This is a genomic window from Methanococcus maripaludis (assembly GCF_002945325.1).
Lineage (GTDB): Archaea > AGJL01 > Methanococci > Methanococcales > Methanococcaceae > Methanococcus > Methanococcus maripaludis.
On sequence record NZ_CP026606.1, the window covers coordinates 848,821 to 870,796 of the forward strand.

General features: G+C 34.4%; 24 protein-coding genes. 13 read left to right on the plus strand and 11 right to left on the minus strand.

Features of this window, described 5'->3' with window-relative positions:
- Position 1 precedes the first annotated feature (1 nt).
- The 4 genes from MMJJ_RS04550 to cfbA all read left to right on the plus strand — a co-directional run bounded on the left by MMJJ_RS04550 (position 2) and on the right by cfbA (position 3,652).
- On the plus strand, positions 2-970 hold the full coding sequence (locus MMJJ_RS04550; protein WP_104837873.1) for an ATP-binding cassette domain-containing protein: 969 nt from the start codon (positions 2-4) through the stop codon (positions 968-970).
- A complete protein-coding gene (locus tag MMJJ_RS04555) occupies positions 971-2,353 on the plus strand; it encodes an MATE family efflux transporter (RefSeq protein WP_104837874.1) in 1,383 nt (460 codons plus the stop codon).
- Positions 2,354-2,362: 9 nt separating this feature from the next.
- A complete protein-coding gene (locus MMJJ_RS04560; protein ID WP_104837875.1) occupies positions 2,363-3,124 on the plus strand; it encodes an ABC transporter permease in 762 nt (253 codons plus the stop codon).
- A gap of 90 nt (positions 3,125-3,214) precedes the next feature.
- Entirely contained in the window at positions 3,215-3,652 is a 438-nt protein-coding gene (gene cfbA / locus MMJJ_RS04565; RefSeq protein WP_104837876.1) for a sirohydrochlorin nickelochelatase, read from the plus strand.
- A gap of 46 nt (positions 3,653-3,698) precedes the next feature.
- Here the strand turns inward: cfbA and MMJJ_RS04570 are convergent, their stop codons facing one another.
- Positions 3,699-4,736: a TRC40/GET3/ArsA family transport-energizing ATPase gene (locus tag MMJJ_RS04570; RefSeq protein WP_104837877.1), complete on the minus strand. Its 1,038-nt coding sequence runs from the start codon at positions 4,734-4,736 to the stop codon at positions 3,699-3,701.
- A 60-nt stretch (positions 4,737-4,796) separates the two neighbouring features.
- Positions 4,797-5,441: a DUF116 domain-containing protein gene (locus MMJJ_RS04575; protein ID WP_011170106.1), complete on the minus strand. Its 645-nt coding sequence runs from the start codon at positions 5,439-5,441 to the stop codon at positions 4,797-4,799.
- Between the two features lie 18 nt (positions 5,442-5,459).
- Between MMJJ_RS04575 and comB the strand changes: the two genes are divergently transcribed.
- Together comB and MMJJ_RS04585 are read left to right on the plus strand one after the other, a co-directional pair.
- Entirely contained in the window at positions 5,460-6,206 is a 747-nt protein-coding gene (gene comB, locus MMJJ_RS04580) for a 2-phosphosulfolactate phosphatase (protein ID WP_104837878.1), read from the plus strand.
- A 151-nt stretch (positions 6,207-6,357) separates the two neighbouring features.
- The gene (locus MMJJ_RS04585) at positions 6,358-7,659 is read left to right on the plus strand and encodes a phenylacetate--CoA ligase family protein (RefSeq protein WP_104837879.1); all 1,302 of its coding nucleotides are present in this window, start codon (positions 6,358-6,360) and stop codon (positions 7,657-7,659) included.
- Positions 7,660-7,730: 71 nt separating this feature from the next.
- Here the strand turns inward: MMJJ_RS04585 and MMJJ_RS04590 are convergent, their stop codons facing one another.
- From MMJJ_RS04590 to yhbY, 5 genes are all read right to left on the minus strand, one after another.
- Positions 7,731-7,886 (minus strand): 50S ribosomal protein L39e, encoded by a 156-nt coding sequence (locus MMJJ_RS04590; RefSeq protein ID WP_011170103.1) that lies wholly within the window; start codon positions 7,884-7,886, stop codon positions 7,731-7,733.
- Positions 7,887-7,902: 16 nt separating this feature from the next.
- A complete protein-coding gene (locus MMJJ_RS04595; protein WP_011170102.1) occupies positions 7,903-8,502 on the minus strand; it encodes a DUF7411 family protein in 600 nt (199 codons plus the stop codon).
- Positions 8,503-8,862, minus strand: coding sequence for a DNA-binding protein (locus tag MMJJ_RS04600; RefSeq protein WP_011170101.1), 360 nt, complete (start codon positions 8,860-8,862; stop codon positions 8,503-8,505).
- 25 nt (positions 8,863-8,887) lie between these two features.
- A complete protein-coding gene (locus tag MMJJ_RS04605; protein ID WP_011170100.1) occupies positions 8,888-9,313 on the minus strand; it encodes a 30S ribosomal protein S19e in 426 nt (141 codons plus the stop codon).
- 229 nt (positions 9,314-9,542) lie between these two features.
- The gene (gene yhbY / locus MMJJ_RS04610; RefSeq protein WP_011170099.1) at positions 9,543-9,926 is read right to left on the minus strand and encodes a ribosome assembly RNA-binding protein YhbY; all 384 of its coding nucleotides are present in this window, start codon (positions 9,924-9,926) and stop codon (positions 9,543-9,545) included.
- A 236-nt stretch (positions 9,927-10,162) separates the two neighbouring features.
- Here yhbY and mmp3 point away from each other — a divergent pair, with 236 nt between their 5' ends.
- Genes mmp3 through MMJJ_RS09305 form a run of 3 tightly spaced genes read left to right on the plus strand, consistent with a single transcriptional unit; the run spans position 10,163 to position 13,062 of the window.
- Positions 10,163-11,668: a methyl-coenzyme M reductase-associated protein Mmp3 gene (gene mmp3 / locus MMJJ_RS04615; protein WP_104837880.1), complete on the plus strand. Its 1,506-nt coding sequence runs from the start codon at positions 10,163-10,165 to the stop codon at positions 11,666-11,668.
- 49 nt (positions 11,669-11,717) lie between these two features.
- Positions 11,718-12,878: a homocitrate synthase family protein gene (locus MMJJ_RS04620; RefSeq protein WP_104837881.1), complete on the plus strand. Its 1,161-nt coding sequence runs from the start codon at positions 11,718-11,720 to the stop codon at positions 12,876-12,878.
- A gap of 25 nt (positions 12,879-12,903) precedes the next feature.
- Complete coding sequence (locus MMJJ_RS09305; protein WP_013998612.1) at positions 12,904-13,062, plus strand: hypothetical protein; 159 nt, start codon at positions 12,904-12,906, stop codon at positions 13,060-13,062.
- 266 nt (positions 13,063-13,328) lie between these two features.
- On the opposite strand, the gene MMJJ_RS04625 is transcribed toward MMJJ_RS09305, so the two are convergent.
- From MMJJ_RS04625 to MMJJ_RS04635, 3 genes are all read right to left on the minus strand, one after another.
- On the minus strand, positions 13,329-14,669 hold the full coding sequence (locus MMJJ_RS04625) for an SLC13 family permease (protein ID WP_104837882.1): 1,341 nt from the start codon (positions 14,667-14,669) through the stop codon (positions 13,329-13,331).
- A gap of 381 nt (positions 14,670-15,050) precedes the next feature.
- Complete coding sequence (locus MMJJ_RS04630; RefSeq protein WP_011170095.1) at positions 15,051-15,194, minus strand: 50S ribosomal protein L40e; 144 nt, start codon at positions 15,192-15,194, stop codon at positions 15,051-15,053.
- A gap of 4 nt (positions 15,195-15,198) precedes the next feature.
- Positions 15,199-15,714: a DUF367 family protein gene (locus MMJJ_RS04635; protein ID WP_104837883.1), complete on the minus strand. Its 516-nt coding sequence runs from the start codon at positions 15,712-15,714 to the stop codon at positions 15,199-15,201.
- Between the two features lie 69 nt (positions 15,715-15,783).
- Here MMJJ_RS04635 and MMJJ_RS04640 point away from each other — a divergent pair, with 69 nt between their 5' ends.
- Entirely contained in the window at positions 15,784-16,836 is a 1,053-nt protein-coding gene (locus tag MMJJ_RS04640; RefSeq protein WP_104837884.1) for a TIGR01177 family methyltransferase, read from the plus strand.
- Between the two features lie 23 nt (positions 16,837-16,859).
- Here MMJJ_RS04640 and acs read toward each other — a convergent pair whose 3' ends face one another.
- Positions 16,860-18,770 carry an acetate--CoA ligase gene (gene acs / locus MMJJ_RS04645; protein ID WP_104837885.1) on the minus strand — a complete coding sequence of 637 codons (1,911 nt, stop codon included), beginning with the start codon at positions 18,768-18,770 and terminating at the stop codon, positions 16,860-16,862.
- Positions 18,771-19,079: 309 nt separating this feature from the next.
- Between acs and nifH the strand changes: the two genes are divergently transcribed.
- The 3 genes from nifH to hpt are packed head-to-tail and all read left to right on the plus strand — an operon-like array spanning position 19,080 to position 21,968.
- The gene (gene nifH, locus MMJJ_RS04650; RefSeq protein ID WP_104837886.1) at positions 19,080-19,958 is read left to right on the plus strand and encodes a nitrogenase iron protein; all 879 of its coding nucleotides are present in this window, start codon (positions 19,080-19,082) and stop codon (positions 19,956-19,958) included.
- A gap of 14 nt (positions 19,959-19,972) precedes the next feature.
- Positions 19,973-21,379 carry an FAD-dependent oxidoreductase gene (locus tag MMJJ_RS04655; RefSeq protein WP_104837887.1) on the plus strand — a complete coding sequence of 469 codons (1,407 nt, stop codon included), beginning with the start codon at positions 19,973-19,975 and terminating at the stop codon, positions 21,377-21,379.
- A gap of 31 nt (positions 21,380-21,410) precedes the next feature.
- Entirely contained in the window at positions 21,411-21,968 is a 558-nt protein-coding gene (gene hpt, locus MMJJ_RS04660; protein ID WP_104837888.1) for a hypoxanthine/guanine phosphoribosyltransferase, read from the plus strand.
- Positions 21,969-21,976: the final 8 nt, after the last annotated feature.

Here is a 21,976-nt window from a genome sequence, read left to right on the forward strand (position 1 = left end):
CATGCATGCAATTGAAGTAAAAAATCTGGTAAAAAAATTTGATACAAATGTGGCGGTAAATAACGTCTCATTTAATGTGGATAAAGGAGAAATTTTTGCATTTTTGGGGCCAAATGGGGCAGGAAAAAGTACCACAATAAATATACTTACAACACTTCTTAAATCAACGTCAGGTAGTGCAGTAATTTCGGGTTTTGATGCATCTAAAGACCCTAAAAAAGTTAGAAAAACTATAGGAATTGTTTTTCAAGATTCTACTCTTGATAACCAGTTAACTGCTTATGAAAATCTCTACATCCACGGAAAAATATATGGATACAAAGGAGAAGCCCTGAAAAACCGGATTGAAGAGTTACTCGAATTTGTAGAATTGCTGGATTTTAAAGATAAAATTGTAAAAAATTTCAGCGGCGGAATGGTTAGAAGACTTGAAATTGCAAGATCATTAATTCACGAACCCGAAGTTCTATTTTTAGATGAACCAACAATCGGACTTGACCCCCAAACAAGATCTCACATCTGGGAATACATTAAAAAGATGCAAACAAAAAATAACATGACGATATTTTTAACTACCCACTACATGGAAGAAGCAGAACTTTTGGCTGATAAAGTTGCAATAATTGATAACGGGAAAATCATTGCTGAAGGAATCGTAAACGAACTTAAAAAAATCGTTGGAAATGACTGCATCTCGGTAAAATTCGAAGAAATTCCAAAAAATGTGCCTTTTGAGAATTGCGAACTTAAAGAAAACGGAAAAGTAATTTATTATACCGAAAATGCTGATTTAAAAATTCCAAAAATATTTGAATTTGCACATGAAAACGGCTTAAAAATTCAGGAAATAAGTTATAAAAAGCCGAATTTAAACGATGTCTTTATAAAATTAACAGGACGGGAAATAAGATCTGAAAAAGATAAAAATCAAAAATCCATACTTCCCCTGGGAAAAAGGAGGAGATTTTAAATGAAAACTACAAAAGGAGTTCAAAATCTACTCGGAGACCCTAAAAAAGCCATTGTAAAAATCTCGCTACCCATGGTTATTGCAATGTCGTTTCAATCATTATATAACATAATTGATGCGATATGGGTTGCAGGACTCGGCTCAGACGCCCTTGCTGCAATTGGACTATTCTTTCCATTCATGTTTGCACTGATAGCAATTTCAAACGGTGTAGGTATTGGAGGAAGTTCCGCAATTTCTAGAAGAATTGGACAAAAAAATAAGGATGCAGCAGATAATATTGCGGTTCACTCAATTGTACTTGGAATAATTCTTGGAATTTTATTAACCGGAGTTATTCCATTTTTAGGAACCATTTTCTCACTTATCGGGGCATCCGGAAATACCGTTACTATGGCAGTTGAATACTCCACAATTTTATTCGGCGGTGCTGTTGCCCTGCTCTTCACAAATATTGCAAATGCAATTTTAAGGGGGGAAGGGGACACGAAAAGAGCGATGTATGCGATAATTCTTGGTTCAGTTTTGAATATCGTGCTCGATCCGATTTTTATATATGTATTAAATATGGGTGTAGCAGGTGCTGCTTGGGCAACCCTACTTTCACTAGTGATTACGGGCATTTTATTCGTTTACTGGCTTTTTATTAAAAAAGATACGTTTCTTAAAATTTCGTTTGAAAAATTCAAGCTGGATATTAACATCATAAAAGAAATATTCTCGATAGGACTTCCTGCTTCTATTTCACACCTCACTATGGCATTTTCAATGTTTTTATTGACTGCAATTGTTGCAAAAGCCGGTGGAAACGATGGAATTGCAGTATTTTCAACAGGCTGGAGAATTGTATCTATGGGAACAATCCCCCTCGTAGGGCTTGCAACAGGGGTTACAGTAGTAACTGGAGCAGCATATGGGTCCGCAAACCCTGAAAAATTAGAAATTTCTTATAAATACGCTTTAAAAATGGGAATTCTTGTTGAAACAATAATTGCAGCGCTAATATTGATATTTGAAAATCAGATTACTTATCTATTTACATATTCTGAAAATTCCGTGCATATTTTGGAGGGTTTACTGGTATTTTTAAAGTATATGTTCTTATTCTACCCGACACTTCCACTTGGAATGCTTACTGCGGCCATGTTTCAGGGCGTTTCAAAAGGAAACAATTCATTATTTATCTCCTTACTAAGAACGATAATCCTCCAGATACCGATGGCGTATACATTTGGAATAATATTTAATCAGGGATTAACGGGTGTCTGGTTTGGAATGATTTTAGGACACGTTATCGCAGTTTCTATTGCATATCTACTTGGAATATACACAATCAGACAGTTTAAAGCTACATTAACTCCAGAAACTGTAAAATTTAAGTAAGTGGTTATTATGGATGCGTTTTCAGCAATGTTTTATCGGCAACTTAGAAGATTTACACGTGCAAAATCCAGAGTACTTGGTTCATTACTAAATCCGCTCGTCTGGCTAGTTTTCTTTGGAATAGGCTGGAGCAGGGCATTTGATTTTCCAGCCGCAAGAGAAATATTTGGGGGAGTTGACTACCTGACATATTTAATTCCAGGAGTCGTTTCAATGACAGTATTTAGCGGAAGCTTCATCAGCGGTGTTACTGTTATTTGGGATAAACAGTTTGGATTTTTAAAAGAAACCCTTGTTGCTCCAACGTCAAGAAGCGAAGCAATTTTAGGCAGAATTATGGGGGACTCCATAACTGCACTCATTCAGGGCGTTTTGATAATGGTACTGAGCCTTTTTTTAGTATCTTTAAACCCTTTCGGAATGATTCCAGTAATTTTTACAAGTTTCATTCTTGCGGTAGCATTTGCAAGTGTTGGAATATCGTTAGGATTAAAAATAAACAGCCAGGAAGGTTTTCACTTAATATTTGGACTTTTAATGCAGCCATTAATATTTTTAAGCGGTGCATTTTACCCAATAGATGCAATGCCAACTTGGATGAAAATTCTGGCATATCTAAATCCCCTAACATATGCAGTTGATTCTGCAAGATATTTTTTAGCAGGCTTTTCAAGATTTCCAATAATTCTCGATGTTTCAATTTTAATTGTTTTGAGCGTTTTTCTCGTAGTTTTAGCCATGTACACGTTTGAAAAGGCGGTTATTGAATAATTCCGATTTAAAACGTAAATTATATATGGCTGTAATATAAAATAGTCATAAATATTAAAAATGAATTAAAAAATATTACAGGTGCAGATCATGGAAGCATTGGTTTTGGTAGGCCACGGTAGCAGACTCCCTCACTCAAAAAACGTTGTTATGGAAGTTGCTGAAAAAATAAAAGCAAGAAATATTTACGACATTGTAGAAGTTGGTATGATGGAATTCAACGAACCTACAATTCCCCAAACGATAAAAAAAGTAATTGATGCAGGTGCTAAAAAAGTAATTGTAACACCAGTATTTTTAGCTCCAGGAAACCACACTGAAAGAGATATTCCAAAAATACTTGGAATTTATGAAGGAGACGATGAAGGAGGACATGACCACCATCACGAACACCATCACCACCATCACCACCATCACGACACAGAAACTGTCGAAATTCCAGAAGGTGTTGAATTAGTGTACAGAAAACCAATGGGTGCAGATGATAGAATTATAGACATAGTCCTCGATAGAGCTAACGGACTTTAATTTAATCTTTTAATTTTAAAAAAAATAAAAAAAGTATTTTATTTAATTAAGCTACAATTACTTCTTTTTCTTCTTCGGATTTAGCTTCTCCGTAGAGTTTGTGTGCAATATCTTTTAAAACATCGAGTCCTTTTGCCTCGGTTCTTAATAATTCAAGATTTGCAATAACTTTGTCGCCGAATTTTTCTTTTACAAGTTCAAGTCTTTTTTCCTGTAAGCTTCTTCTTGCTCTACAGAAGTCACATTCTACATCTTCAGGAATAATCTGGTTTACAACAACTGAATCTACAGGTATTTTAAACTTGTTTAAAGCTTCCATTGCTCTTTCACTTTCTAAAATACTCATTTCTTCAGGAATTACAACAATTCTGAATGCTGTTCTTTCAGGGTTTGCCAAGATTCCTCTTGCTTTTGTAACTTTAGCTTTCATTGTTTCCATTTCTTCTAAAGCTTTGTCGTAATCTACTTCTTCGCCTTTACCGCCAAATGGCATGACTTTTTTCATCATGTTCATAAAACCGCTCATCTGTTTTTTGAACTTGATCATTTTAGTCATGTATTTGTCCATAATTTCCGGAAGACCTAAGAATCTTAAAGTGTGGCCTGTTGGTGCGGTATCAAATACAACTACATCGAATTCGTCGCTGTCCATGTATTTTAAAAATACATCGAATGCTGCGCTTTCATCAGTTCCTGGAGATAATGAAGCCATTTCAAGCTGGTCTTCAAGCATTCCGCCCATCATTGGGTTTTCGTCCATTTGTGATTTTAATTTTTCTTTGTATTCTGACATTGCAACTTCAGGGTCGATTTCTACAACATAGAGGTTTTCCATGCCGTTTACTTTTGTTGGTTCGTGACCAAATGACTGTTCAAAGCTGTCTTTTAATGAGTGAGCAGGGTCGGTTGAAACTACAACTGTTTTCAGGCCTTGTTCTGCACAGTAAATACCTGTTGCGGCACTCATTGTAGTTTTTCCAACTCCCCCTTTTCCACCAAACATGATGTACTTGGTTCCGTTTTCTTTTTCGAGTTTTTTAGTAGTAATTCCTTTCAATGATTCCTTTATTTTAGATAATACCAAAATATCACCTTATCGCTAATCTAAGATACTTAGTAAGTACACGTTTTTATAGGTTTTTAATTAACAGGGTTCATTTTTAAGTCGGCTAATTAATTCTTCGACATCCACAAGTGTTGAAATACATCCATCTTTCATTAAAAGCTGTCCTTGAACAGGTACATTTTTTCGAGAAAGAAACGTCATTCCGTGAAACATGTCGTTATGGCACGCTACTGCAAAAACGCCGTCCGGTTTTTTATCTTTTAATACCCGTTTTAAAAATGTTGAACCGGGAACTACGTAAGTTTTATACCCGTTTTCTTCAGCAACTTTTATTACCCTTCCAATCGGGCATTTTCCACAAAATACGCATTCTACGCCATCGGGACCCAGCTTTCCGGGACATTTTAGATCCCTTAAACAGTGTGGAAGGATTAAAACCTTATTTTTGGCTTTTTTAAAGTCTTCGCAATAGTACTTGTTATAAAAATCACTTGCAACTTTATAAAATGTATCTTCGGTTCCAATTATCAGAAAAATTCTTAATAGAATGGAGTAGAAGTTATTTGTAATATACAATGATAGTTTAGGAAACAAGATTTTATTTTTATTTATAAGGTAATAACCAAGACCAATTGCAGTTACAAACAATATCGCTGCTAAAACAATTAGTATTAACAAAATCATGCCTAAATAATCAAAAATTCCTATATCAGTAAAATTCATTTTATCACGGTGAAATTCATGAAAATTTCAATTTCTTTTGATTTTTTTGGTAGTAGTGAACTCCAGAAAACAGTCGATTTTAGCGATTACTGTGTTATTGTAATCGATGTTTTAAGAGCTTCTGCAACCATTTGTACACTACTTGACTTGTGCGATAAGATATATATAACAGGTAGTATCGAAAAAGCAGCGAATATAGAAAATTCTATAAAAATAGGTGAAAGAAACGCCAAAAAAATTGAAGGATTTGATTTTGGAAATTCCCCTGTTGAATTAACTGTAAACAGGAAATTAATAAAAGAACATTTCGAAAATGGGGGAAATATTGTTTTAACCACAACAAATGGAACAAGAGTTCTTGAAAATATCGTTTCAGATCATATTTTAATCGGTTCAATTACAAACGCACAAAATGTTGCAAAAAAAGCATACAAACTCGCAAAAGAAAATAATAAAGGAATAATGCTCGTTCCAGTCCACCGGAAAGGAAATTTTGCAATTGAAGACTTTATTGGGGCAGGAATTATTGCTGATTATATTTTCAAAGAATACGATGAAGAAATTCCTGATGAAAAATTTGAAGAACTGATTCCTGCAAGAGCTTTGACTAAATCTGACTGGTTAAGAAAGATATTTGAATCAAACTCTGGAAAAAATTTAAAAGAATTGGGTTACTTTGAAGATTTGATATTCTGTACGTCAAAAAACACTCAAAAATCCGTTGGAATTTTCGATAAAAAATCTGGAAGCATTTCTTCATTTTAATTTAGAAACTGATATATAATTAAACTTGGATTTTATATTAAGAATCTTATATGAAGAATTATTTTTAAATTTAAATGTTTAATCAACGTTTAATTTCACAGACTTAATGACTTACGGCTAAATGGAATAAAAAACGGTGGAGGAGAGTAAATTGATATGGTCTAAAGAAGAAACATGGGACAGAAAAGAAATTGAAAAAATACAGCTTGAAAGATTAAAAGAATCGGTAAAAAGAGCTTATGAAAATGTATCCCTGTATAAGGAAAAATTTGACAGCATCGGATTAAAACCTGAAGATATAAACACGTTAGATGACCTTAAAAAAATTCCTTTCACTGTAAAAGACGATTTTAGGGCAAATTATCCATTTGGAATGTTTGCAGTTCCTAAAAAAGAAGTTGTGAGAATTCATGCTTCATCAGGAACTACTGGAAAGCCAACCGTTGTAGGCTACACAAAAAAAGATATCAGAACTTGGGCAGAACTGATTTCTAGAGTTGTAACGGCTGCAGGTGTAACTGATGAAGATACAGCTCAAATCGCATTTGGTTACGGACTTTTTACCGGTGGATTCGGGTTACATTATGGTCTTGAAAATGTTGGGGCATCTGTCATTCCAATGTCAAGCGGAAACACGGAAAAGCAGATTATGCTCATGAAAGATTTTGAAACAACCGTTTTAATATGTACTCCATCCTATGCGCTTTATATTGCAGAAGTTGCAGAAAAAATGGGAATTGACCCTAAAAAAGACTTGAAAGTAAGAATAGGTCTTTTTGGTGGAGAAGCATGCTCTGAATCTGCAAGAGCAGAAATTGAATCAAAATGGGGCATACTTGCAACCCAAAACTACGGTATGAGTGAATTAATGGGTCCAGGAGTTTCTGGAGATTGTGAATACCAGTGCGGAATGCATATTTCTGAAGACCACTTCATTGCAGAAATAATCGATCCAAAAACCGGCGAAGTACTCCCTGAAGGAGAAATTGGAGAACTTGTAATTACCACACTTACAAAAGAAGCACTGCCAGTTCTTAGATATCGAACAAAAGATATGACAAGCCTCACTTACGAAAAATGTAAATGCGGAAGAACTACCGCGAGAATGCTAAAAATAAGGGGAAGAAGCGACGATATGTTAATTATTCGAGGAGTAAACGTATTCCCAACACAAATTGAAAGTGTTTTGGAAGGAATTGAAGAAATCGGACCGCATTATGAAATAATCGTTACCAAAAACGGACACCTAGACCAGATGACGATTAATATAGAACTTGCAGATGGAAAATTCCTCGAAAAATTCAGCTGCCTTGAACAGATTAGTAAAAAAGTAGACCATAAATTAAAAACTGTGCTTGGATTAAGCTCTAAAATAAATATAGTACAACCTAGAACCCTTGAAAGGTTTGAAGGTAAAGCAAAACGTGTAAAAGACTTAAGAAACGTGAATTAAATTACTTTTTTAATTTTTTTGAATTTTTAAATTTTAATTTTGAACTTGATTAAAAAAAGAAGATATTTTAATTATTTTTTAAGGTTTTTTCTTCTCCAGTGTCTCATTTTTGGGTGCTGTTTAACGCTTCCTTTTGTTCTTGCAATAGCAAACATAGGAACTCTTCTGTTTTGTTTTAAAGCTTTTGCAAGTCTAATTTTTTTACCCAAAGGTTTGTTGCCTGCCATCTTTTCACCTCTGAACTTATCTTTTTAAACCAATAACTCTTGATTGAATGTGTTTTGGGAAGTATTCAAGCGGATCGATTCCTCTTTGCCGAATTAACTCCCTTATTTCGGTTTCATAGTCTGATTTCAAAAGTTCTTCACTTTCTTTTTCAGAAATTATGAAATAATTGTTAACTAGATTTCTTAAAGTTTTGTGACCAAATCCCATTAAAGGAGTCACGTACTGAATATTTTTCCTCATTTCAAGACTCTGGATCTCAGAGTGATCAAGTCTTGGAACGCGGTCGTCTCTTCTCGTACCATCTGCAATTACATCGTATTTCTCGGAAATTATTTCGAGAACTTGCTTGTGTACAAACTGAATCCCGTTTCCAGGATATCCATCCTTTAAGATCATGTCAACAGATTTTTCAATTAATTCCCTGTCCATTGATTCGACTTTATGAGGATAGCCAATTATTTTGGCAGTTTCTTCTGCATGACGGTATGAATCCAAAACTCCGAAATTAACGGTTACTAACTGAATGTCATAGCCCAGATTATGCAAAATTATGGCAGAAAGGGAACTATCTTTTCCACCGCTGAATAAAACGTGAGCTTTAGCCATGTGAATCATTTATTTTCTCATTATAGTGATTTCTTTCTTTGCAGGTCTGTTCATCTCGTATATTTTATCGAGAAGGCCTTTAAAATACTCGTCAGTAAGCGGAACTGGAAGTTTTCCGGCCTGTGCGAGTTGTATTAATTGCATTTCAACCTGTTCTGCAAATTGAGGTTTTGCAAGTTTGATCCTTGCTAATCTCGACCTTGCTTCTTCGGAAAGAATCTGCCTGAGAATTTTTTGTTTTTGCATTTCGTACTGCATTTGCTGCTCTTGCATCTGTCTCTGTGCTTCAGGGTCATTTGCTGCCCCTTGGGCTTGAGCTTTTGCTTGCATTTCCTGCAATCTTCTTTGCCTTATTTCTTCTGGGTTCATCAAACCCCCTCATCAATAAAATTACTTATTGTGCTACTGAATCAGCTACTTCTTTTGCAGTGTTGTCTACTAAAGATTGGCCTTTTGGTGCAATGATTCTTCCACCTTTTTCAGCTTTAGTAAGTAATTCTTTAGCTTCTAAAGCTTGGAAAGCTGTCCTGATAATGTTTCCACTACCTTTAACGAATTTTTCAGGAGCGCACCCTCGGTTCTTCCTTCCACCGTAAACGCTTCTTAATCTTTCAACACCAACAGGGCCGTTGATGTATACTTTTCTTAATATTGCAGCACATCTTACGTACCACCAATCTCCGTCATCAGGTCTTCTCTCTTTGTGAGCTCCTGTTTTAACGAAGTTTGTCCATTCAGGCTCTTCTACGCCCATTTCTTTCAATTTTTCAGCTAATTTTGCGATTAAATCGTTTGCTGGTACATCGTAAACGGTTACCATGTAAACACCTCTAATAATAACGTTCAGTTCATCCTTTTGTAACTCATATTCGGATAATCTGGACAATTAACGGATTCATTAAAAATAATATTTAAAAATCCTTAAGACCGAGCAATCTTATTATAATAATTGCACCCCATATATATTACTTTCCCTGATTCCCAGTAATATAAAAATGAGTAAAAAATGAAAAAAAGGTTAAAATATCATCCGTTATTAAAATAACGTATTATCTCTTAAGGAGTGCTTTTTTAGACCGCATTTCTTCAAATTCTTCAACATACTTTTCTTTCTTTGTTTTCTTTGTGGAATACTTTTTCCAGCCTTCTTTTGGCTTAAAAATAGTAATAACATTTCCAACTACGCTGATAACTTCTGCACCAGTTTCTTTAGATATTTTTTCGGCCATTTCTGCTTTATCGCCATTTTCAAGTGCACTTTTTCGCACTTTAATTTTTATAAGGCTTTTATCTTTTATCTGCCTTTTAATTTCTTCTATGGTTTTTTCGATCCCTTCCTTTCCAACCCAAACTACAGGTTCGATTTCGTGCGATTGGGACCTTAATATCTTTTTAGCTTTGGATGATATTTTTACTTCAGTATTTTCGGTCATAATCTCTCTCCTTGATATGTATGCGTATAATTTGATACCATGAGTTAAAGTTTCAATTAAAACAGTAAAATCATTAAGATAATCAATAAATTAATCTGTCCGCTAAGTTATTTAAAATATCATATATATAATGTACAGTTAGCAACATACTATTGTTATTTAAGTATAAATATATTTTCGGAAAAATTTTGCCAACACATCTGAGATCTAGTTATGAACCCAAAGGGGCTGGTTATATGAATGTATTAGTAAATGATAAACCAAAATCTGGAAAAACGTTAAAAGATGTAATAAAAGACGAATATTATATCCCTGGGTCAAATATTGTAATTGTAAAGGGAACTGCCACAGTAATTAAGGAAGAAACCAAAAAATACATGATAAAAACGACCAAGGGTTCTTTTGTAGTTGGAATAACTGAAGAAAACGAAAGTGTTGATTTCTGGAATAAAAACTACAAATCTTTTGAAAAAAAATCCCCGATATGGAAAAGTATTTCTGATGTATCTTTTGGATCTATCGAGATAAATCTCCCAGTAAGTAGTTTAAAACAGAATTTTAAAAAGTGGGATGTTGTTTTAAGCGTTTCAGGGCTTGATACGAGTGAAGGAAATTTAATATTTGTTCAAAGAGATGTAACGGAATTATATGGTCTTGAAAATCCAAAAATAGGCATTTTAATTGGTGGAAAAAGAGTTTTAAAAGCCTTAACTGCCGATGACCAGATTATATCCATTGAAAAGATGCGAGAATCAAAAGAAAACATCGATTATGAAGTAACTACTGATTTAGATAAAGAAATTCAGGACGACTGGAAAATATACACATACTGTAAAGCAGAGCTTAATGGACCTTCAAAAAGTACAGAACATGCCCTTGCAATACTTGAAAACGGTACGTTGGAAATTTCAGAACATACAAATACATACGTTGCAGATTGCAGGCTTCAAACATTATTAATTGATGAAGAAAATCCTGAAAACCGAGATAGGGGAACAATCACGGTTAGAAATGTCGGAAACGGTGTTGGGAAAGTCTACATATATCAAGAAAACAGAGCATCTTCCCTATCCCATACGGTGGTTGGTAAAGTAACTGACGGAATTGAAATCGTTGATTTTTCAAATTCGGGAAAAATTACTGTAAAAACGAGTCCTGAAAGATTAAATTTAATTGGAAAAACTCAAAAAGATGCAAAAATTCTGTTTGAAAAACATGGAATCACATTTAAAATGGAAGGAAATACAGATGACGATGCAATAATCGTTGAACAGGTGCCTGAATATACCATGGACATATTAAAATCGAAAGAAGTTACTACAAAAGGAATAGAACCTGAAAAATTATTATATGTTGAAATATTTGATAAAGAAGCTCCAACTACTGCATGGTACTTTAGAAAAACTACCGGCCTTACAACAAAAAGAATAGGGACGTTAAAAATATATTTCAAACACGACGATATATCAATGTTTGAAAGAAATTGGGATTATTCAAAAGGATTATTACCTGAAAATACACCTAAAGGACCTGTTGATTCTGAAATAATTGCTGTTACGAACATGGCTAAAAGATATAAAGGATATATGGGCGTTAGGACCTCATCACATGATAAATACGGGCCAACAGGAGAAACATTTGAAGGTACAAATATCGTTGGGAAAGTAGTTAAAAACGCAGAAATTTTAAAAAGCGTTAAACAGGGCGAAAATATATACATACTTGAAGTTAATTCAAATTAGTAAAATTATATGAAATTTGTTTATTTATAATATAGATGGAGGAATGAGTATGGACTGGAAAGCTGTATCTCCGTACAACCCAAAATTAGATTTAAAAGACTGTTATTTGTATGATACAACATTGAGAGATGGTGAACAGACCCCGGGGGTTTGTTTTACGGGAGACCAAAAACTTGAAATTGCTAAGAAACTGGATGAACTTAAAATTAAACAGATTGAAGCAGGTTTTCCAATTGTTTCTGAAAACGAAAGAAAAGCCATCAAATCAATTACTGGTGAAGGATTAAATGCGCAAGTATTAGCATTATCAAGAGTTTTAAAAGAAGATATTGATAAAGCCATCGAATGTGACGTTGACGGGATAATTACATTTATTGCAACTTCTCCAATGCATTTGAAATATAAATTACATAAGAATCTTGATGAAGTCGAAGAAATGGGAATGAAAGCTGTTGAATATGCAAAAGACCACGGTCTTTTTGTAGCATTCTCTGCAGAAGATGCAACAAGAACCCCCCTTGAAGATATAATTAGAATTCATACAAATGCAGAAGAACACGGCGCTGATAGGGTCCATATTGCAGATACGCTCGGCTGTGCGACACCTCAGGCAATGTACCACATATGTTCTGAATTAAGCAAACACCTGAAAAAAGCACATATTGGAGTACACTGCCACAATGACTTTGGATTTGCAGTTATAAACTCAATATACGGTTTAATCGGTGGTGCAAAAGCTGTATCTACCACGGTTAATGGCATAGGTGAACGAGCAGGAAATGCTGCAATTGAAGAAATTGCAATGGCATTGAAAGTACTTTACGACCACGATATGGGATTAAATACTGAAATACTAACTGAAATATCTAAACTCGTTGAAAACTATTCAAAAATCAAAATCCCTGAAAATAAACCGCTTGTTGGAGAAATGGTATTCTACCATGAAAGCGGAATACACGTCGATGCCGTTTTAGAAAATCCTTTGACGTATGAACCATTTTTGCCTGAAAAAATCGGTCAGAAAAGAAAAATTATCCTTGGAAAACATTCCGGTTGTAGGGCTGTCGCACACAGACTACAGGAACTCGGACTTGAAGCTTCAAGAGACGAATTATGGGAAATTGTAAAGAAAACTAAAGAAACGAGAGAAGACGGTACTGAAATAAGCGACGAAGTGTTTAAAAACATTGCAGAAAAAATCATAAAATAACTTAAAACTTTTTTAAGGTGGGAATATGTTTGGATTTAGCTGGATAATAACTGCAATTATTGCCGCAATTGTTGTCTTTTTAATTTTAAAAATCATGTTTAAAATGGTATTTACAACAATAAAATTAATATTGCTTTTTGCAGCGATAATCCTATTGGTTTATGCGCTAAGCGTATTAATCTAAACCTTTTTTGATTTAACTTTTTTAAAAAATTTTTAAAATAGAAAATTTTCCCAATTAGTTTGGAGTGGTGACTAAGAGAGATAAGTAGAGATATTTGGGTAACGTCATGTTTGTACATAATGTGGCTATTTGATGGCTTAATGGTTGCAACCACAATAATAATTCATAGTTATAGTATATAATTATTACGAATTAAAAAAAAATCATACTAAAAATCATATTTTTTAAAATTAGTATTATCAATAAAATCAATAAAAAAAATAGAATTAAAATGGCCATATCCTTGGAATAACTGCAATTGCAACTACTGCACAAAGTATTTCAAGTGGCCATCCTGATTTTGCGTAATCTTTAAATGAATAACCTCCGGGACCAAGTATGATCATGTTTGGAGGCGTTGCAATTGGAGTTAGGAAACATGAAGATGCTGCAACTGCAATTGCCATCAATATCGGTTTTGCACTAACGTCAAAAGCATCTGCAAGAGCAATTCCAAGAGGCATTACCAAGGCCGCTGTTGCAGTGTTTGACATTACTTCCGTAATTAATGCAGTCAGTACGTATGCTGCGGCTAAAAGTGCCAATGGGCTGTGAACATACGTAATAACCGTGTTTGCAATCATTGTAGCTGCACCAGTTGCCGCCATTGCACTTCCAAGTGGAAGCATTCCTGCAAACAAAAAGATTGTTGTCCACGAAATACTGTTAAAAGCTTCCTGCATCGTGATACATCCAGTCATTACAACCATACACGCACCAAGCATGAATGCAGTTACAAGCGGGATAGTTCCAGTTGCTGTCATTAATACAACAAATGTAAACACGAGTGTTGCAATCCACATCTTGTTAGTTCGGTATTTCAAAGTATCTGACACAAAATCTTTTGCTTTTGCCTTAGATTCAGGCAGTAATTTATGCCCAATTGTTCCATAGTAAAGAATCCCTACGATAAATATAAGAATTCCAATTTTTGCAAACTCGAAAAATCCAAATGGAGCAATCCCTGATTTTTCAAGTGCATCGTTTACAAGCCCGTTTGGAGGAGTTCCAATTAAAGTTAACGTTCCACCAAGCGATGCAGCATAAGCCATAGGAATTAACAATTTTCCAGGTTTTAAACTTGCAGAAACACATATGCCCATTACAATAGGAATAAATGCTGCTGTTGTTCCAGTATTTGATAAAAATGCAGACATTGTACCGATTGCAAGCATTACAAGAAGCATTAATTTTAACTGGCTCTTTCCTGCTGCTTTCACGGTAAGTTGCCCGATTTTATCTGCAAAACCCGTCCTAAATACTGCTTCACCAAGTATGAATGCAGCCATAAACAGAACTACCCATTTATTTCCAAAATCGGCAAAGGCCCGAGAACTCGATAAAATATCTATCCCTGGAAAACTCAAAGCCACTGGAACTAGCATTGCGGTAACAGGCAATGGAAGTGCTTCTGTGAAAAATAACACAGCCGCAGTTCCAAGAATTATAAGTGTAATTATCGCTTTTTGGCTGTTTATTCCGTCAGCAGATTCTTCATCCACGTACGCGATTTTTGTAAAGCCAATTAAAAATACGGCGAGCACGAGTAAAATAAGTGCTTTTTTCATAAAATCACCTCTTTTATCTAAATTTCGATAAATTCACCTCGTCGAATCGACATTAGAAAAACTTTTTGAAAAATCGTGTAAAATGAGAATGCATATAAAACTAGGCTATCAGTTTTTGAATAACTACTAACTTGTTTGATTGGTAGTTTTTAAAGAACTTCTGGGAATTTTTCCCGAGTTAAAAGTTTAGTCTCCGACAAATTACCTGAATAGATACTGTTTCATTCTATCAGGAACTTTTATTCCTATATTCTGTGTGATATTTATTACTATTCATTTGAATCAGAATAGAATAATTCGTTAAACTTGAAAAATAATTCGTTAAAAAAGCGATTTTACAAAATAGAATATAAATTTAAACCAAAAAAGAAAAGTAATGGATTATGCCCTAGCTTCTTTAGCTTTAGGCCTTAAATTTGTGTATCCACATTTTCTACATTTTGTAGCTTTCCATGAGTTTCTTGAGTTACATTTCATGCAAATCTTTTTCATGAAGACTCTTTTGATTGCTTCTTCGAATGCCATTATTTCACCTGTTTCGCATGTTATTTAAAATTTCGTTCTGAATCCTAATGATTTCATCAGATGTTTTTCCACAATACTGTTCAAGTAATTCTTTATTAACATCTATAAAAGTGTTTCCCCATTTGAAACCATTCAATAAAGAGACGGCCTCATTTTTATAGTTTGCTATATAGAGGGTAGCCACTATTGCTTCTAAGGTAGTAAGTTTACAGGGTTTTCCGTAATTTACAGGATTTCCTGCAATTAAGAACGGTAAAACTCTTTGATTTCGGGCGTTTGTTTTTTTAAATACAATTTCAGCCTGTTTCCACGAACAGTCGAGTCCCAAAATTCCATATTTTTCGATAATTTCCCTATCTTCAACAGAAACGCTTTTTTCTGAATAGGGATTTAGTAAAAGTGAATTCCTCGGAACCTTGTTTGGGTTTGTAATTATTTTTGCGTACCCGAGTTTTCCCATTTTTAGTGCAGTACATCTTTTTGGGTCGCACTGTTTTTCATGATATATGAAAAGTTTCATTAAAATCACTAAGATATATATGAATATAACACCTATGATGTTTTGAAATTTAAACCTACTGGTGATATGTTGAATTTAAAAAACACAAAAGCAGGTTTTTTGTTAAGTGCAGAACACGAAAAACTACCCGTCGCAGAATTAAATGCTTTAATCGATATTTTTAGTCTTGAAGGTAATTTAAACTGCTTTAAAAATTACGTAATATTGGAAAGTTCAATCTCAGAAGAAATTATAAAAAAAATGGTTAAAAGGGGAGGATACACAAACGAAGGACACGTTATATTTTCAGAATCCCCAATAATTAACCAGAATGTAGATGAAACACTCGAAAATTTTTTTAAAAGTTCTGAAACACTCGATTTTCCAGTTGAAAGAGATGAAACTTTTGCAGTTCGTGTTTTAAAAATGGAAAAAGAAAGCCCATTTAATTCGATGGAAATCGAAAGAAAACTAGGGGGAATTATAAAGAAAAAAACTTCTGCACAGGTAAGTTTAAAAAACCCTTCAAAAACGGTTAAAGTCGTTATTTCAAACGATACAATGTATACAGGGATAGTTATTGAAAAACGAGATGTTGAATACTTCCAAAATAACAGGCCCCACTTAAGAGCATATTTTCATCCAGGATGCATAATGCCAAAACTTGCAAGATGCCTTGTAAATCTATCAAGAGTTAAAGAAGGGGAAATTGTTTTAGATCCATTCTGCGGAACAGGAGGATTCTTAATTGAAGCCGGATTTTTAGGATGCAGATTAATTGGTAGTGACATTGATGAACAGATGGTAAATGGTGCACTACTAAACTTAAACACATATGATTTATCAAAACAAGTCATTTCAATAAAGCAAAACGATGCTAAAAACGTCTCAAAATATTTGGAAGACCTGAAAATTGAAAAGATAGATGGAATTGTAACTGATCCACCATATGGAATTTCCACATCTAAAAAAGGGGACATGTTAGAAATATTTGAAAAAATTGTAGATGTTCTAAAAGATAATGATTATTTAGTATTTGCAGCACCAAACAGAATGGAACTTGATTTAAATTTAGTGGAATTCTACGAAATGAGAGTTCATAAAAGCCTTACAAGATATATTCACGTTTACAGAAAAAATTAAACTTAAAAAAAGAAAAAATTTATTTAATCATACTTGAAATCTTCAAGCTCTTTTTTAACTTCTTCTAAACTTGTGTTGTCTTCCAATGTGGTAACATCGCCTATCTCTTCGCCCATTATGAGTTTTTTCAATATTCTTCTCATTATTTTTCCACTTCTTGTTTTTGGAAGTTTGTTTACAAAGAATATCATTGCAGGAGTTCCAATTGGGCCGACAGTATCTCGAATATGTTTGATAAGTTCAGCCTTTACTTCATTTGATGGAAGTTCACGGTATTTTTCGTTTAATATAACAAATGCAACAGGAACTTCTCCTTTCACATCATCTGGTTTTCCAACTACGGCAGACTCTGCAACCATTTTATTTGATACAAGTTCGTGTTCAAGTTCTGCGGTTCCAATCCTATGTCCTGAAACATTCAATACTTCGTCAGATCGTCCCAGTACCCAAATGTATCCATCCTGGTCTTTTATTGCGTAGTCGGATGTTGAAAATTTATTTTTGAATCTATCCCAGTATGCAGCACGGTATCTTTCATCGTTGTTCCAGAGTCCTGCAAGCATTCCTGGCCATGGTCGTTTTATAATTAGATTTCCTTTTACATTTGCGTCAACAGGGTTTCCTTCGTTGTCTACAACATCAACATCAATTCCAATTCCAGGGAATGTTGCAGACCCTGGTTTTAATGGAACTGACTGGATTCCAATCGGTGGGTATATCATGTGGCCCCCAGTTTCAGTTTGCCAGTAGCAGTCGCAGATCGGGCATTTTTCTTTTCCAATTACTTTATAGTACCATTTCCAAGCTCTTGGATTTATCGGCTCCCCAACGCTTCCTAAAAGCCTCAATGTTGATAAATCGTGAGTATTTACCCATTTTTCACCATACATCATCAGCATTCTTATCGCAGTTGGTGCAGTGTATAGAATTGTAACTCCGTGATTTTCTACAATGCCCCACAATCGGTCGGGTTCCGGATAGTCTATCGCACCCTCATAGAGTACTATTGTAGCACCAAGCGATAATGGTCCGTACACTACGTAAGTGTGCCCCGTAATCCATCCAATGTCTGCAGTACACCAAAATACATCCATTTCATTTAATCCCCATGTCCAATCCATGGTTTTTGTAGCATAAGTTAGATATCCGCCTGTTGAGTGAACTACACCTTTTGGACTTCCTGTTGTACCGCTCGTGTATAGAATAAATAGAGGATGCTCTGATTCTACGGGAACAGGTTCTACGTAACTTTTAGCACCTCCCATCAATTCATCCCAGTAATAATCTTTTCCTGAAACTAAATTGAGGTCTTCACTTCCCCTTTTTGCATAAACTACGTGTTTTATTGAATTACAATTCAGTAAAGCTTTATCTAAGATTTTTTTAAGGTCAATCTCTTTTCCACGCCTGTATAAGAGGTTCGTAGTCACCAATATTTTTGATTTTGAATCGTTTATCCGATCAGCAAGTGCATCTGATGAAAATCCGGAAAATACAACGTTGTGAATTGCCCCAATTCTCGAACATGCGAGCATTGCAATAATTGCCTCCGTCATCATCGGCATGTATATTGTGACAACATCGCCTTTTTCAACGCCCAAATTCTCAAGAACGTTTGCAAATTTATTTACTTCCCGGTATAGTTCATAATAAGTTAAAATTCCGCAACTGCCGTCTTCTTTTTCACAGATTATGGCTGCTTTGTTTCTCCTGTTTCCTTTTATGTGCCGGTCTACACAGTTGTAGCTTGCATTCAAACTGCCGCCTTTAAACCATTTTGCATAAGGAGGATTCCAGTCCAGTACTTTATCCCATGTTTTATCCCATTCTAAACATTTTGCCTGCTCTCCCCAGAATTTTTCAGGGTCATCCAAAGCTTTTTGCTGTAATTCTGAATATTTTTCAAGCATTATGTATTTGTCTCCAGTTTTCATTATCATCCCTCAAATTTATTTGTCATTATTAATCATTATAGATACGACAAAGTATATATAAATTTCTACAGAGGAATTATTAAATCCGACAAGTAACGAAATATTGTTGAATAAAATAGGAATTATTTGTAGATTCAGTTAATTATCAGTTTTTTAAAAATAAGGGTTGTTAAATAAAAACAGCATTATCGTGATTTTTCAATCAATAGTTTATTAATAATAAATTATATTAGTTATTCCGGTTATATGTACTATATTGTTTTATTAATTTTACGAGAATCCTTCATATTCATGTTAAACGGTGATATTTTGAAACAGATTGCATTTTACGGGAAAGGAGGCATTGGAAAGTCCACTACTGTTTGTAATTTAGCAGCTGCGCTATCCAAAAGTGGTAAAAAAGTTATCGTTGTTGGATGCGACCCAAAACACGATTGTACATCTAATTTAAGAAGTGGAGAAGATATTCCTACGGTTTTAGATGTTTTGAGGGAAAAGGGAATCGATAAACTCGGGATTGAAACAATAATTCGTGAAAATTTACTAAAAAAAGAAGATATAATTTATGAAGGATTTAACGGAATTTACTGCGTCGAAGCAGGCGGCCCAAAACCCGGATACGGGTGTGCAGGCAGAGGAGTAATTGTTGTAATAGACCTCCTCAAAAAAATGAACGTTTTTGAAGATCTTGGTGTTGATGTAGTACTCTACGATGTATTAGGTGATGTTGTGTGCGGAGGATTTGCAATGCCACTTAGAATGGGACTTGCTGACCAGATTTATGTTGTAACGTCTTCAGATTACATGGCACTCTATGCTGCAAATAATATATGCAGTGGAATAAGCCAGTTTGTAAAACGTGGAGGAAGCACCCTTGGAGGCATAATTTACAATGTAAGAGGTTCAATGGACGCATTTGATATTGTAAGTGAATTTGCAAACCAGTTAAATGCAAACATTATTGGAAAAGTTCCAAATTCACCAATAATCAATGAAGCTGAAATTGATGGGCAGACAGCAATAGAATATGCTCCAGAAGAAGAAATAAGTAAAATATATATGGAACTTGCAGAAAGTATATACCAAAATACTACTGGGACCACACCAAATCCATTGGAAAACGCCCAGATTATGCAAATTGGAAAAATGATTAAAGAAAGAATAAAAAAACAGAAAATTACAGAATAGATGCGAGTGAAACCATGGATATAATCGTAGTTGGTGGCGGAACATCGGGTCTTCTTTCAGCACTTGCGCTTGAAAAAGAAGGACATAATGTAATAGTATTTGAAAAAGAAAGTTATGTTGGAGGTTTGTGCAGAAGTGAAAAAATTGATGGGTATTCGGTAGACATTGGGGTCCATGCAATTACCATGCTTGATAACGGACCATTAATCCGACTTTTAAATAAATATTCAAGATACCTTCCAAACTTCAGAAATTACGGGGATTACTACATAAGAACGGATAAATTGCATAGAATACCTGTTTCAATGCACGAATGGATGACCACACCTGTAATTCCAAATAAAGATAAAGTTTTGATTACTTCAAAGATTATGGATTTAATGACTATGGGTTTTACAAAAGATGCGTCGGTGTATGACTTTGTAAAAGAAATGGGCCTTAGCAATACATCTGTAGATTTTTTCAACACGATTGCATACTTTTTAAGTGGAGAAGACCTTGAAAATACGCCTCTTTGGAGATTTTTTACAGGTGCAGGGTACATTCCAGAAGATGACATTTTACCATTTATATATAAGGATATGAAGATAAATCCACTTAAATCAACGCTTGTAAAGAAATTTGGAACTGAAAGGATTATTAACATCTTAAACGACGGATTTATAAGTTCCATAAAAAACGGGTCAAAAAAATACATCAATAAATTCATGACTGAGCACAGATATTCAACACAAGGGTACCCTGTCGGAGGAGTTCAGTCCATCTGTAATTGTATAACTTATTCACTTACAACTGCTCAAATAAAAAACGAAGAAGTTAAAAAAATAACAAAAAACGGTAAAAAATACACCGTAAAAACTTCTGAAGGGGAATATACGTCAGATATTATCGTTTATTCTGCACCTGCAATTACGTTACCAAAAGTAGCCAAAATAAATAAAATTCAAAAAAACAAAGAAAAATTAAGCAACATCAAATTTACAAAATCGACAACTGTTTGGATCGGGGATGAAAAAAATTATTTCCCGTATTTAGGTTCAGAGATCTGGATAGATAACCCTTGCTGGGCATCTACTGTTTCAAACTACGATGAAAGTCTTGCCCCAAAAGGAAAACATTTAATGGGCTTTTCTTTTGTAAATTCAAAAAAAGAAGATGCTTTGAAAACTATTGAAAGTAAATTAAATTTAAATACTGACAAAGTCGACATGCTCTATGTTCAAGAAACGGTTCCAGAACAAGCTTCTTGTTCCATTGGACAGTTTTTCGTTTATCCGAAAATTGATGATACATTCTTTGTTGTTGGAACTGATTCTGATCCCAGAAGTATGGGTATAACAAGAGCCGCATATTCTGTTGAAGTCATGTTATCGGAATTTAAAAATATTTATGATACACAAAAAGAAACTGCTAAAAAATAAATTATAAATTAAATTTAAATTGGTGAATTATATGAGCAAATTATTAGAAGAATCGTTGAAAACATGCCCTATTGTAAAAAGAGGAGAATACCACTATTTTATACACCCCATATCTGATGGAGTTCCTCTTGTTGAACCAGAATTATTGAGAGATGTTTCTACGAGAGTTATTAAGATGATAGATACTGATGTTGATAAAATAGTAACTGCGGAAGCCATGGGAATCCCAATTGTAACTGCCGTATCCATTGCAACAGATATTCCATATGTTATAATGAGAAAAAGAGAGTACTTGCTTGAAGGAGAAATTCCAGTTCACCAAGAAACTGGATACAGTAAAGGAGAACTCTACTTAAACGGTATAAATAAAGGGGATAAAGTTGTAATCCTTGATGACGTTATATCAACAGGCGGAACCCTTGTTGCAATCATAAACGCTTTGAAAAGAGCTGGCGCAGATATCAAAGATGTTTTGTGTATAATCGATAGAGGAAACGGGCAAAACATCGTTGAAGAAAAAACCGGATACAAAGTAAAAACTATTGTAAAGATTGAAGTTGTTGACGGAAAAGTAAACATTTTAGAATAATTTTCGGG